This is a genomic window from Halomonas ventosae, assembly GCF_004361885.1.
Taxonomy (GTDB): Bacteria; Pseudomonadota; Gammaproteobacteria; order Pseudomonadales; family Halomonadaceae; genus Halomonas; species Halomonas ventosae_C.
Window position 1 is genome coordinate 228,327 of record NZ_SNWH01000002.1, and the last position, 12,985, is coordinate 241,311.

The 12,985-nt window shown below is 64.5% G+C and carries 11 protein-coding genes and 2 tRNA genes; 12 read left to right on the top strand and 1 reads right to left on the bottom strand.

The features are described 5' to 3' along the window. Nucleotides 1–107 precede the first annotated feature (107 nt). From carA to greA, 3 genes are read left to right on the top strand one after another with little or no spacing between them, the layout of a single operon-like run. Entirely contained in the window at nucleotides 108–1,265 is a 1,158-nt protein-coding gene (gene carA / locus DFO68_RS02935) for a glutamine-hydrolyzing carbamoyl-phosphate synthase small subunit (RefSeq protein ID WP_208107348.1), read from the top strand. Between the two features lie 54 nt (nucleotides 1,266–1,319). Next, nucleotides 1,320–4,565 (top strand): carbamoyl-phosphate synthase large subunit, encoded by a 3,246-nt coding sequence (gene carB, locus DFO68_RS02940; RefSeq protein WP_133481866.1) that lies wholly within the window; start codon nucleotides 1,320–1,322, stop codon nucleotides 4,563–4,565. Next, nucleotides 4,562–5,038: a transcription elongation factor GreA gene (gene greA / locus DFO68_RS02945; RefSeq protein ID WP_133481868.1), complete on the top strand. Its 477-nt coding sequence runs from the start codon at nucleotides 4,562–4,564 to the stop codon at nucleotides 5,036–5,038. Before carB ends, greA begins: the two co-directional genes overlap by 4 nt. Before the next feature lie 128 nt (nucleotides 5,039–5,166). Here greA and yhbY read toward each other — a convergent pair whose 3' ends face one another. Beyond that, on the bottom strand, nucleotides 5,167–5,493 hold the full coding sequence (gene yhbY, locus DFO68_RS02950) for a ribosome assembly RNA-binding protein YhbY (protein WP_133481871.1): 327 nt from the start codon (nucleotides 5,491–5,493) through the stop codon (nucleotides 5,167–5,169). 193 nt (nucleotides 5,494–5,686) lie between these two features. Here yhbY and rlmE point away from each other — a divergent pair, with 193 nt between their 5' ends. The 9 genes from rlmE (at nucleotide 5,687) to rimP (ending at nucleotide 12,975) form a co-directional block, all read left to right on the top strand. Continuing rightward, nucleotides 5,687–6,352, top strand: a complete 666-nt coding sequence (gene rlmE, locus DFO68_RS02955; RefSeq protein ID WP_133481873.1) for a 23S rRNA (uridine(2552)-2'-O)-methyltransferase RlmE — start codon at nucleotides 5,687–5,689, stop codon at nucleotides 6,350–6,352. A 218-nt stretch (nucleotides 6,353–6,570) separates the two neighbouring features. Then, a complete protein-coding gene (gene ftsH, locus DFO68_RS02960) occupies nucleotides 6,571–8,535 on the top strand; it encodes an ATP-dependent zinc metalloprotease FtsH (protein ID WP_133481875.1) in 1,965 nt (654 codons plus the stop codon). Nucleotides 8,536–8,597: 62 nt separating this feature from the next. Then, complete coding sequence (gene folP / locus DFO68_RS02965) at nucleotides 8,598–9,464, top strand: dihydropteroate synthase (RefSeq protein ID WP_373190903.1); 867 nt, start codon at nucleotides 8,598–8,600, stop codon at nucleotides 9,462–9,464. Continuing rightward, nucleotides 9,457–10,806 carry a phosphoglucosamine mutase gene (gene glmM / locus DFO68_RS02970; RefSeq protein ID WP_133481877.1) on the top strand — a complete coding sequence of 450 codons (1,350 nt, stop codon included), beginning with the start codon at nucleotides 9,457–9,459 and terminating at the stop codon, nucleotides 10,804–10,806. Before folP ends, glmM begins: the two co-directional genes overlap by 8 nt. 82 nt (nucleotides 10,807–10,888) lie before the next feature. Continuing rightward, the gene (gene tpiA / locus DFO68_RS02975; RefSeq protein ID WP_133481879.1) at nucleotides 10,889–11,638 is read left to right on the top strand and encodes a triose-phosphate isomerase; all 750 of its coding nucleotides are present in this window, start codon (nucleotides 10,889–10,891) and stop codon (nucleotides 11,636–11,638) included. A 4-nt stretch (nucleotides 11,639–11,642) separates the two neighbouring features. After that, nucleotides 11,643–12,002 (top strand): preprotein translocase subunit SecG, encoded by a 360-nt coding sequence (gene secG / locus DFO68_RS02980; RefSeq protein WP_133481881.1) that lies wholly within the window; start codon nucleotides 11,643–11,645, stop codon nucleotides 12,000–12,002. Between the two features lie 23 nt (nucleotides 12,003–12,025). Then, nucleotides 12,026–12,112 (top strand) — tRNA-Leu (locus DFO68_RS02985). Nucleotides 12,113–12,223: 111 nt separating this feature from the next. After that, nucleotides 12,224–12,300: transfer RNA gene (locus DFO68_RS02990), tRNA-Met, on the top strand. Nucleotides 12,301–12,516: 216 nt separating this feature from the next. After that, nucleotides 12,517–12,975: a ribosome maturation factor RimP gene (gene rimP, locus DFO68_RS02995; RefSeq protein ID WP_133481882.1), complete on the top strand. Its 459-nt coding sequence runs from the start codon at nucleotides 12,517–12,519 to the stop codon at nucleotides 12,973–12,975. Nucleotides 12,976–12,985: the final 10 nt, after the last annotated feature.

Genomic DNA, 12,985 nt, shown 5'->3' on the forward strand with positions numbered 1-12,985 from the left:
GCGGCCATCCGCGGGCTTGGCATCCGTTGACGAGCCCCGGGGCTTGGCCAGGGAGGGCGCGCCAGGCCAGGACGAGCCAGGTCTCTTACACTTTGGAGGACGTTGCATTGAACAGACCCGCGATACTGGCCCTGGAAGACGGCAGTGTATTCCATGGCACGGCCATCGGTGCCGATGGACAAACCAGCGGTGAGGTGGTGTTCAATACGGCCATGACCGGTTACCAGGAAATCCTGACCGACCCCTCCTACACCCGTCAGATCGTCACCCTCACCTATCCGCATATCGGCAATACCGGCGTCAACGCCGAGGACGTCGAGTCCGGTGCCATCGCCGCCGCCGGCCTGGTGATCCGTGACCTCCCCCTGCTGGCCAGCAGTTTTCGTAGCGAACAGACGCTCTCCGATTACCTCAAGGGCCAGAACGTGCTGGGCATCGCCGACATCGATACCCGCCGTCTGACTCGCCTCCTGCGTGACAAGGGCGCCCAGAATGGCGCGATCCTGGCCGGCTCTGATGCCGAAAGTGACGACGCCGTCGAGCGGGCCCTGGCCGTGGCCCGGGACTTCCCGGGGCTGAGGGGCATGGATCTGGCCAAGGTGGTCTCCTGCCAGACATCGTACGAGTGGAGCGAAGGCGAGTGGGCGCTGGGCAAGGGCTACGCCGATGCGGCCGACTCTGATGGAAAGGTGGAGCGCCCCTACCACGTCGTCGCCTACGACTACGGAGTGAAGCGCAACATTCTGCGCATGCTCGCCTCCCGCGGCTGCCGGCTCACCGTGGTGCCGGCCCAGACCCCGGCCGCCGAGGTGCTGGCCTTGGCCCCCGATGGCATCTTCCTGGCCAACGGCCCCGGCGACCCCGAGCCCTGCGACTACGCCATCAAGGCGATCCAAGAGCTCCTCGAGACCGGGATCCCGCTGTTCGGCATCTGCCTGGGCCACCAGCTGCTAGCGCTGGCCAGCGGGGCCAGGACGGTGAAGATGAACCACGGCCACCACGGCGCTAACCATCCGGTGCAGGAGCTCGACAGCGGCCGGGTGATGATCACCAGCCAGAACCACGGCTTCGCCGCCGACGAGGCGAGCCTACCGGCCAACCTGCGGGCCACCCACCGCTCGCTCTTCGATGGCACCCTGCAAGGCATCGAGCGTACCGACCGCCCAGCCTTCAGCTTCCAGGGCCACCCCGAGGCCAGCCCCGGGCCGCGCGACGTGTCGCCGCTGTTCGACCGCTTCGTCACCATGATGAAGGAACGCCGCTAGGCGCGAATCGTTCTCCATCAGACCGTCATTCATCGATTAGCCGCGGGAACCGTCATGCCCAAGCGTACCGATATCCACAGCATCCTGATCATAGGTGCTGGCCCCATCGTCATCGGCCAGGCCTGCGAATTCGACTACTCCGGCGCCCAAGCCTGCAAGGCACTGCGCGAGGAGGGCTACCGGGTCATCCTGGTCAACTCCAACCCGGCGACCATCATGACCGACCCGGTGATGGCCGACGCTACCTACATCGAGCCGATCACCTGGCAGGCGGTGGAGAAGATCATCGAGGCCGAGCGCCCGGATGCCGTGCTGCCCACCATGGGCGGCCAGACCGCGCTCAACTGCGCCCTGGACCTGGACAAGCACGGTGTGCTTGCGAAGTACGGCGTGGAGATGATCGGCGCCAACGCCGATGCCATCAACAAGGCCGAGGATCGCGACCTCTTCGACCAGGCCATGAAGCGCATCGGCCTGGAGTGCCCCAAGGCCGAGGTGGCGCACAGTATGGAGGAGGCGTGGCGTATCCAGGGCTCGCTGGGCTTCCCGGTGATCATCCGTCCCTCCTACACCATGGGCGGCTCCGGTGGCGGCGTGGCCTACAACAAAGAGGAGTTCGAGGAGATATGCACTCGCGGCTTCGAGCTCTCCAGCAACCACGAGCTGCTGATCGACGAGTCGCTGCTGGGCTGGAAGGAGTACGAGATGGAGGTCGTGCGTGACAAGCACGACAACTGCATCATCGTCTGTGCGATCGAGAACGTCGACCCCATGGGCATACACACCGGCGATTCCATCACCGTGGCCCCGGCTCAGACGCTGACCGACAAGGAATACCAGATCATGCGCGACGCCTCGCTGGCGGTGCTGCGCGAGATCGGCGTCGAGACCGGTGGCTCCAACGTGCAGTTCGGCGTCGACCCCGACACCGGGCGCATGGTGGTCATCGAGATGAACCCACGGGTGTCGCGCTCCTCGGCGCTGGCCTCCAAGGCCACTGGCTTCCCGATCGCCAAGATCGCCGCCAAGCTGGCGGTGGGCTATACCCTGGATGAGCTCTCCAACGATATCACCGGCGGGCGCACCCCGGCCTCCTTCGAGCCCGCCATCGATTATGTCGTCACTAAGATCCCGCGCTTTACCTTCGAGAAGTTCCCCCAGGCCAATGACCGCCTGACCACCCAGATGAAATCGGTGGGTGAGGTGATGGCTATCGGGCGTACCTTCCAGGAGTCGCTGCACAAGGCGTTGCGCGGCCTGGAGACCGGCAATGACGGACTCGACTCCAAGTTTTCCGAGTTCAAGCCCGGGGAGTTCCCCGACGAGGCCATGGCGCACATCAAGGGCGAACTGCAGGCCGCCGGCGCCGAGCGCATCTTCTTCGTGGCCGACGCCATGCGCGCCGGAATGAGCGTCGATGAGATCTTCGCGCTGACCCACATCGACCGCTGGTTCCTGGTACAGATCGAGGATCTGGTGATTGCCGAGCAGGCCCTGATGACGCGCTCGCTCTCCGAACTCGCCCCCCGCGACCTGTTCGCCCTCAAGCGCAAGGGCTTCAGCGATGCCCGCCTGGCGAGCCTGCTGGGGGTCGCCGAAAATGAGTTCCGCCATACCCGTCACGAGGCAGGCATCCGCCCGGTCTATAAGCGGGTCGACACCTGTGCCGCCGAGTTCGCCTCCGACACCGCCTACCTGTACTCCACCTACGAGCAGGAGTGCGAAGCTGCGGTTACCGACCGTCAGAAGATCATGGTGCTGGGCGGTGGGCCCAACCGCATCGGGCAGGGCATCGAGTTCGACTACTGCTGCGTCCACGCCGCCTTCGCCATGCATGACGATGGCTATGAGACCATCATGGTCAACTGCAATCCGGAGACCGTCTCCACCGACTACGACACCAGCGACCGCCTCTACTTCGAGCCGGTGACCCTGGAGGACGTACTGGAGATCGCCGACAAGGAGCAGCCGGTCGGGGTGATCGTGCAGTTCGGCGGCCAGACCCCGCTCAAGCTGGCCCGCGAGCTCGAGGCCGCCGGCGTGCCGATCATCGGCACCACCCCGGATGCCATCGACCGTGCCGAGGACCGCGAGCGCTTCCAGCAGATGATCGACAAGCTGGGCCTCAAGCAGCCGCCCAACGCCACCGCGCGCAGCTTCGAGGAGGCCTTCGCCAAAGCCGAGGCGATCGGCTACCCGCTGGTGGTGCGCCCCAGCTACGTGCTGGGCGGGCGCGCCATGGAGATCGTCTACGACGCCTCTGAGCTTGAGAACTACATGACCCACGCGGTCAAGGTCTCCAACGACTCGCCAGTGCTGCTCGACCACTTCCTCAACGCCGCGATCGAGATCGACATCGATGCGGTCAGCGACGGCCGTGAAGTAGTGATCGGCGGCATCATGCAGCACATCGAGCAGGCCGGCGTACACTCCGGCGACTCCGCCTGTGCATTGCCGCCCTACTCGCTGCCCGCCGAGGTGCAGGACGCGATGCGCGAGCAGGTCCGGCAGATGGCCGTGGAGCTCGGCGTCAAGGGCCTGATGAACGTGCAGCTGGCCTGGCAGGACGGCGAGATCTACGTCATCGAGGTCAACCCGCGCGCCTCGCGTACCGTGCCCTTCGTTTCCAAGTGCATCGGCACCTCGCTGGCCCAGGTCGCCGCGCGCTGCATGGCCGGCACCACCCTCGCCGACCAGGGCTTCCAGCGCGAGATCGTGCCACACTTCTTCAGCGTCAAGGAGGCGGTCTTCCCGTTCAACAAGTTCCCGGGGGTCGATCCGATCCTCTCGCCGGAGATGAAATCCACCGGCGAGGTGATGGGCAGTGGTGATACCTTTGCCGAAGCCTTCTACAAGGCCCAGCTCGGCGCCGGCGAGGCGATCCCGCCTCTCGAGGGTGAGCGCAAGGCGTTCCTCTCGGTGCGTGATCCGGACAAGACGGGAGTTATCGAGGTGGCGCGTTCTCTGCTAACCTTGGGCTTTACTCTATGCGCGACCCGCGGCACGGCGGTAGCCCTCGAGGCGGCCGACCTGGCGGTGGAGGTCGTCAACAAGGTCTATGAGGGCCGTCCGCATATCGTCGATCTGCTCAAGAACGACGAGGTCGCCTATATCGTCAACACCACCGAGGGCCGCCAGGCCATCAACGACTCCTCGGTGATCCGCCGCACCGCCCTCGCCCACAAGGTACCCTATGCCACCACCCTGGCAGGGGCCAGTGCCGTTTGCATGGCACTTGAGTACGGCAATGCCATTACCGTGCGGCGGCTACAGGAACTGCATGCAGGAGCGACACAATGAACAAGGTCCCGATGACCGTCGCCGGTGAGAAGCGACTTCGTAAGGAGCTCGAGGAGCTCAAGGGCGAGGCGCGGCCCAGGGTGATTGCCGCCATTGCCGAGGCTCGCGAGCACGGCGACCTGAAGGAGAACGCCGAGTACCATGCGGCCCGCGAGCAGCAGGGCTTCATTGAGGGGCGCATCCAGGAGATCGAGGGCAAGCTCTCCAATGCCCAGGTGATCGACGTCAAGAAGCTGCCCCAGACAGGCAAGGTGATCTTCGGCGTGACCGTGGGACTGATCAACCTGGAGACCGACGAGGAGGTGACCTACCGCATCGTTGGCGAAGACGAGGCAGACATCAAGGCTGGTCGCATCTCGGTGACCTCGCCCATCGCCCGCGCCCTGATCGGCAAGGAGGAGGGTGACGTGGTGGTGGTGCGCACCCCCGGCGGCGAGGTCGAGTACGAGATCTCCAGCGTGGAGCATCTGTAACCCCAGCGGTAAGCTTGAAGCCGTAAGCTGTAAGTCAGAACCCAAAAACCCCCCCCAAGGTAGCGCCCTGGGGGTGTTTTCTTATAGTTTAACGCTTATGGCTTACAGCTCGCGCGAAGCGCGGTGGCTCAGTGCCGCCCGTGGTGGTTCTCGAAACGCGTGATGCTGGAGAGCTTGGGGTTGGCCCGAGGGTTGTGCCGATAGAGCAGGGCCATCTTGCCGATCTTCTGGACTAGCTCGGCACGGCTGGCCGCGAGCAGCTCGTCGAGCATGGCGGCGCGGTCGTCGCGGTCGGGCAGGGCGAGCTTGACCTTGATGAGCTCATGTTCGCCTAGGGCGCGATCTAGCTCGGCCAGCACACCCTCGGAAGCCCCGTTCTCGGAAACGGTGACCACGGGGTCGAGGTGGTGACCAATGCTGCGGAATGCTTTCTTTTGTGCCTGTGACAAGCTCATGGTATCTTGTTTCTTCCCGGTTAGCGCGCAGCGCACATGGTACGGCGAAACGCCACGTGGCGAAAGCTCGCTGCCGTGTCCATGCCTGTTTCCTTCGACCGTTTTCGCAGCTCAGCATCTCGTCGCACCCCCGTCAGGTCTTCCCAGAATCCGCTCGAGTGCCTGTCATTCATGGTTATTCACAGGTGATGCCGTGGCACGTTCCAACGCTTCCCGCTCCAAGGGCGCTACCAGCAAGCCGCCGACCAGCAAGACCAGCAAGGGCTGGCTGAAGGAGCACTTCGACGACCGCTTCGTGCAGCAGCGCTGGCAGGACGGCTACCGTAGCCGAGCCAGCTACAAGTTGCTGGCGCTAAATGATAAGGACCGCTTGCTGCGGCGCGGGATGACGGTGATCGACCTGGGTGCCGCCCCCGGCGGCTGGAGTCAGGTGGCCGCTGAGAAGGTCGGCGCCGAGGGACTGGTGATCGCCTCCGACATCCTCGAGATGGATGCCCTGGCGGATGTCGACTTCATCCAAGGCGACTTCACCGAGGAGAGCGTGCTTGAGGAAATCCTCGCCGCGCTCGGCGAACGGCTGGTGGATCTTGTAATGTCGGATATGGCCCCCAACATGAGCGGGATGGCAGCCATCGACCAACCCCAGGCGATGTATTTGGTGGAGCTGGCGCTGGATCTGGCGCGCCGGACGCTCACCCCCGGGGGCACCTTCCTGGCTAAGGTGTTCCAGGGCGAAGGGTTCGATGCGTTTCTTACGGAGTTGCGGGGCAGTTTCACTCGTGTGGTGACACGCAAGCCGGAGGCTTCCCGAGCGCGCTCCCGCGAGGTCTACCTACTGGCGGAAGGGTTTCGTGGCTGAGGCACATCCTCGGCCGCACACGGAAGGCGGTCGCGATAGGCCGCGCCTAACAGGCTGATTGCCGGACAGGAGGCGGTGACTGTGTCACAGTATCTCGTGTCACACTACTGCCGCTTGCTTGCCGCTTTGGTCGCAGGCTGGCTGAACATGTGCCACTCATGTAGTGTCGAAGAACCAGGCATTTTCGGCCGACAGATTCTTGCAATGAGGGTAGTCCCTTGAATGATATGGCGAAGAACCTGATTCTGTGGTTGGTCATCGCGGCAGTGCTGCTGACGGTGTTCAACAATTTCAGCGTCGACAGTTCACCCCAGGCGATGAGCTATTCCCAGTTTGTCCAGCAGGTTCAGAACGAGCAAATCCGCAGCGTGACCATCGATGGCTACACCATCACCGGTGAGCGCAACGACGGCTCTGCGTTCCGGACCATCCGTCCGGCAGCGGAGGATCCCAAGCTGATAGATGACTTGCTGTCTCACAACGTCACTGTGGTGGGCAAGGCGCCCGAGCAGCAGAGCCTGTGGATGCGGCTGTTAATCGCCAGCTTCCCGATCCTGCTGATCCTTGCCATCTTCATGTTCTTCATGCGCCAGATGCAGGGTGGCGGCGCCGGTAAAGGTGGCCCGATGAGCTTCGGCAAGTCCAAGGCCAAGCTGCTCTCCCAGGACCAGATCAAGACCACCTTCGCCGATGTCGCCGGCTGCGACGAGGCCAAGGAGGAGGTTGAGGAGCTGGTCGACTTCCTGCGCGATCCTACCAAGTTCCAGCGACTGGGCGGCACCATTCCCCGCGGCGTGCTGATGGTCGGCCCGCCGGGTACCGGCAAGACGCTGCTCGCCAAGTCGATCGCCGGGGAGGCCAAGGTGCCGTTCTTCTCGATTTCCGGCTCCGACTTCGTCGAGATGTTCGTCGGTGTGGGTGCCTCCCGTGTACGTGACATGTTCGAGCAGGCGAAGAAGCAGGCGCCCTGCATCATCTTCATCGACGAGATCGATGCCGTGGGCCGCTCGCGCGGCGCCGGCATGGGCGGCGGTAACGACGAGCGCGAGCAGACCCTCAACCAGCTGCTGGTCGAGATGGATGGCTTCGAGCCCAACGAGGGCATCATCGTGATCGCCGCCACCAACCGGCCCGACGTGCTCGACCCGGCGCTGCTGCGCCCCGGCCGCTTCGACCGCCAGGTGGTGGTGCCGCTGCCGGATATCCGTGGCCGCGAGCATATCCTCAATGTACACCTGCGCAAGGTGCCGCTGGCCGATGACGTCAAGCCGTCGCTGATCGCCCGCGGAACTCCTGGCTTCTCGGGTGCTGACCTGGCCAACCTGGTCAACGAGGCCGCGCTGTTCGCCGCGCGGCGCAACAAGCGCCTGGTGAGCATGGAAGAGCTCGACATGGCCAAGGACAAGATCATGATGGGCGCCGAGCGCAAGTCCATGGTCATGACCGACAAGGAGAAGCTCAACACCGCCTACCACGAGTCGGGCCACGCCATCATCGGCCTGGTGATGCCGGAACATGACCCGGTCTACAAGGTGACCATCATCCCCCGCGGTCGAGCGCTGGGCGTGACCATGTTCCTGCCAGAAGAGGATCGCTACAGCCTCTCCCGCCAGCAGATTATCAGTCAGATCTGTTCGTTGTTCGGTGGCCGCATCGCCGAGGAGATGACGCTGGGGCCGAACGGTGTCACCACCGGTGCCTCCAATGACATCAAGCGGGCCACCGAGCTGGCGCACAATATGGTCGCCAAGTGGGGCCTCTCCGAGGAGATGGGGCCGATCATGTACGACGAGGACGAGTCCCACCAGTTTCTCGGCGGCCCCGGGCAGGGTGGCAAGCTCAAGTCCGGTGAGACCACTTCCAAGCTTGACAAGGAGGTGCGCAAGATCATCGATGGCTGCTACGAGCAGGCCAAGAAGATCCTCGAGGAGAACCGCGACAAGCTCGACGCCATGGCCGAGGCGCTGATGAAGTACGAGACCATCGACTCCCAACAGCTCAATGACATCATGGAGGGACGCGACCCGCGGCCCCCGGAGGGGTGGGACGACCCGAGCAGCGGGGCGCCCTCGGGCGGCGAGCCGCACGCCGAGTCCGCCCCCGACTCGAGCAGCGATACCGAGGATGACGACACACCCTCGCGTCGACCTTCCGACCCGCTGGGTGGTCCGGCCGGCAGCTGAGACCGATCGCCAGCAACCACAGGCGCCCTGCGGGGCGCCTGTGCAGTTCGACCGACAGTAAGATGATGGATATCCGTGCATCGAGGCACCTGCCATGTGGCCGGCACCGGCTCGACCTCTCCTTTCCCCGCATCATGGGGATCCTCAATGTCACCCCCGATTCCTTCTCCGATGGCGGGCGCCACGCGGTGCCCGATGACGCCCTGCGCCATGCCGAACAGATGCTGGCCGAGGGGGCCGCGATCATCGACGTGGGCGGCGAGTCCACGCGTCCCGGCGCCGAACCGGTCGCGGTCCAGCAGGAGCTGGACCGCGTGGTGCCGGTGGTGGAAGCCCTGGTGCGTGAGTTCGATGCGCTGGTCTCGGTGGATACCAGCACGCCCGAGGTGATACAGGCGACGGCCCTGGCCGGCGCCGGCATGATCAACGACGTGCGCAACCTGCGCCGTGAGGGGGCGCTGTCGGCGGCGGTCGCCAGTGGGCTGCCGGTGTGCCTGATGCACATGCTCGGCGAGCCCGGCGACATGCAGGACGCCCCGCACTATAACCGGCCGGTGGAGGAGGCGGTGGCCGACTTCCTGGCCCAGCGGGTGACGGCCTGCGAGGCGGCCGGGTTGCGGCGCGAGCGCATGCTGCTCGACCCGGGCTTCGGCTTCGCCAAGACGGTGGCGCATAACCTGCGGTTGCTCAAGCAACTGGACCGCCTGACGGTGCTCGGACTGCCGCTGCTGGTGGGCATGTCGCGCAAGAGCATGATCGGCAAGGTGCTGGGGCGCCCGGTGGAGGAGCGCCTGCCCGGTGGGCTGGCGCTCTCCGCCCTGGCGGTGGAGCGCGGCGCCCGTATCCTGCGCGTCCACGACGTGGGGCCCCACGTGGACGCGGTGAACATGACCTGGGCCGTTCTCGAGGAAGACAGTCCGCATGACTAGACGCTATTTCGGTACCGATGGCATCCGCGGCACCGTGGGGGAGCCCCCCATCACGGCCGACTTCATGCTCAAGCTGGGCTGGGCCACCGGCCGGGTGCTGACCCGCGATACCGGGCGCGCCCGGGTGATGATCGGCAAGGACACGCGGATATCAGGTTACATGTTCGAGTCGGCCCTGGAGGCGGGTCTCTCCGCTGCTGGGGTCGACGTCATGCTGCTCGGCCCCATGCCCACCCCGGCGATCGCCTACCTGACACGTACCTTCCGTGCCGATGTGGGCATCGTCATCTCGGCCTCCCACAATCCTTTTCAGGACAACGGCATCAAGTTCTTTTCCGCTGCCGGCACCAAGCTGGAAGATGCGGTCGAGACGCGTATCGAGGCGGCCCTCGATGAGGCGCTGACCACCGTGGCGCCGGATTGCCTGGGCAAGGCGACGCGGGTCGATGATGCCCCCGGCCGCTACATCGAGTTCTGCAAGTCGACCATCCCCAATCGGGTCAGCCTGCATGGGCTGAAAATGGTCATCGACTGCGCCCATGGCGCGACCTACCACATTGCCCCCAGCGTGTTCCGCGAGCTGGGTGCCAAGGTCAGCCTGATCGGCGCCTCTCCCGATGGCCTGAACATCAACCAGCAGGTGGGCTCGACTCATCCTGCCGCGCTGCGGGCGGCGGTGATCCAGCAGGGGGCCGATCTGGGCGTGGCCTTCGACGGCGATGGCGACCGGGTACTGCTGGTGGATGCCGACGGTCGCGAGATCGACGGCGACGACATCCTCTATTTGATCGCCCGGGACCGCCATACCCGGGGCGAGCTGGGTGGCGGCGTGGTGGGGACCCTGATGTCCAACTTTGGCCTGGCCGCTGCCATGGAGGAGCTCGATATCCCCTTTGAGCGCGCCCGGGTCGGTGACCGCTACGTCATGGAGCGGCTGGGAGCCAACGGCTGGCAACTGGGTGGCGAATCCTCGGGCCATATCGTCTGCGGCCATGTGCAGACCACCGGCGACGGCATCGTCTCGGCACTGCAGGTACTGGCGATCATGGTTCGCGAGCAGCAGTCGCTGGGTCGCCTGCTCAGCGGCCTGCAGAAAACCCCCCAGGCGCTGGTCAACGTGCGTCTGACCCCGGGCAGCGATGCCAAGGCGCTGCTGGAAAAGACTTCCCTCAGGCAGGCGGTGAGCCGTCTGGAGGCAGAGCTCGGCGACCAGGGGCGCGTGCTGCTGCGGGCCTCGGGCACCGAGCCGCTGATCCGCGTGATGGTCGAGGGACGTCCCCATCTGGACGTCGATGCCCTGGCGACTCGTTTGGCCGGAGATGTCGAGGCATTGCTCGGCTGATCCGAAAGGCGCGTCCTCGACGCGGTTGCCTTGAAGGGAACCCTCCTATACCATTTCGCACCACCTTGAAAGAGGAGCCCCCATGCGCATGGCGCTGATCGCCGGAAACTGGAAGATGAACGGCTCTCTGGCCCTGGTCGAGGAATTCGGCCGGGCCTTCGCCGATGTCTCCCTGCCCGTCAACGTCGAGGTGGCGCTGATGGTGCCCTTTCCCTTTCTGGAGGCTGCGGGGCGGACCTTCACCGCGAACTCGGTGACGGTCGGCGCCCAGACGCTCAGCGATCGTCCCTCGGGTGCCTTCACCGGTGAGGTCAGCGCGGCGATGCTGCGTGAGTGCGACACTCGGCTAGTGTTGGTCGGCCATTCGGAGCGACGTACCCTGTTCGGGGAAGACGGTGCTGCGGTGCTAGCGCGCGTCAAGGCGGCTCTAGCCGAGGGGCTCACGCCGTTGCTATGCGTTGGTGAGACCCTCGAGGAGCGTGAGGCCGAGCGGACCGAAGCGGTGGTGCTGGGCCAGCTCGAGGCGGTGTTCGACAATCTCGACGAGGCCCAGCGCGTCCGCCTGGTGGTCGCCTATGAGCCTGTCTGGGCGATCGGTACCGGCCACACGGCCACGCCCAACCAGGCCCAGTCGGTGCATGCTGCTATCCGCAGACGCCTGGCGCACTATGACCAGGCACTCGCCGATGGCATGCGCCTGCTGTACGGCGGCAGCATGAAGGCGGATAATGCCGCCGAGCTGCTCGCCCAGCCCGATATTGATGGCGGCCTGGTGGGCGGTGCTTCGCTCAAGGTCGACGATTTCCTAGCCATTTGTCAGTCAGCAGGTTGAATCCATGCAAGTTGCCATTCTCATGACCCATGTGGTGATCGCCATCGCCCTGGTCGTCCTGATCCTGCTGCAGCAGGGCAAGGGCGCTGAAGCTGGTGCCGCCTTCGGGGGCGGTGCGTCTCAGACTGTATTCGGCTCGCGAGGCAGCGGTAGCTTCCTGGCGAAGTTTACCGGACTGCTGGCTGCGGCCTTCTTTGCCACGTCATTAACGCTGGCTTACTTCGCCTCCCAGGCCGGCCAGTCACCGGAGGCTGGCATTCCCGATGCCGAGCTGATCGATCAGCAGAATGCCGTGCCGACCCTTGACGATACTGGCGGCAATATGGATAATGCTGCGCCAACGCTGGAGAAAAACGGCGGTTGATGCCGTTATCCAGTCTCCCCGATGCCGAAGTGGTGGAATTGGTAGACACGCTATCTTGAGGGGGTAGTGGCCTTATGGCCGTGCGGGTTCAAGTCCCGCCTTCGGCACCATATGCGAGGTAGTCGACATCAACGTCGGAACTTCAAAGCAGAATTGGCAGTATGCGGTGTTGCCGCTTGACAAAGCCGTCAAGCGGGCTTAGAATCACCGGCCTAGATTGATGCGGGGTGGAGCAGTCTGGTAGCTCGTCGGGCTCATAACCCGAAGGTCATCGGTTCAAATCCGGTCCCCGCTACCATCTTCCTGGCAGGCATGCAGGCTTGAGGGGCATGCCAGAGAGCCGAAGTGGTATACAGGTTTCTTGTGAAAGCCCCTTCCTGTGAAGGGGCTTTTTGTTAGCAGCTTGTCCGCCGGAGATGGCGGCGCTGCCCAGGGTAACACCAATCAGTCACCTGACTCTTCTTCTTCACTCCCGGCCAGGTGCCTGACGCAACGGCTGTAGGAGCTTTCTCTCGTGGCAATCAACAATGCTGCGCTGCATGCGCTGATCGAACCGGTGGTCTCCGCCATGGGGTTCGAGCTATGGGGCATCGACCATCTGTCCCAGGGTAAGCATTCCCGCCTGGTGATCTACATCGATCACGAGGAGGGGGTAAGCGTTGACGATTGCGCCGATGTCAGCCGTCAGGTCAGTGCGTTACTCGATGTCGAGGATCCGCTACCCGGCGAATATCGGCTGGAAGTCTCCTCGCCAGGCATGGACCGGCCGCTGTTCACCCTTGAGCAGTTCGAACGCTACGCTGGCCATGTGGTGGCCATGAAGCTGCGCCTGCCCTTCGACGGGCGGCGCAAGTTCCAGGGGCTGCTGGCCGGGGTCGAGAGCGATGAGGTGCTGCTGCAGATCGGCGGCGAGGAGTATTGCTTTCCCATCGAGGGTATCGATCAGGCGCGGGTCGTCCCGCAGTTTACGTGATGCGCTCGGT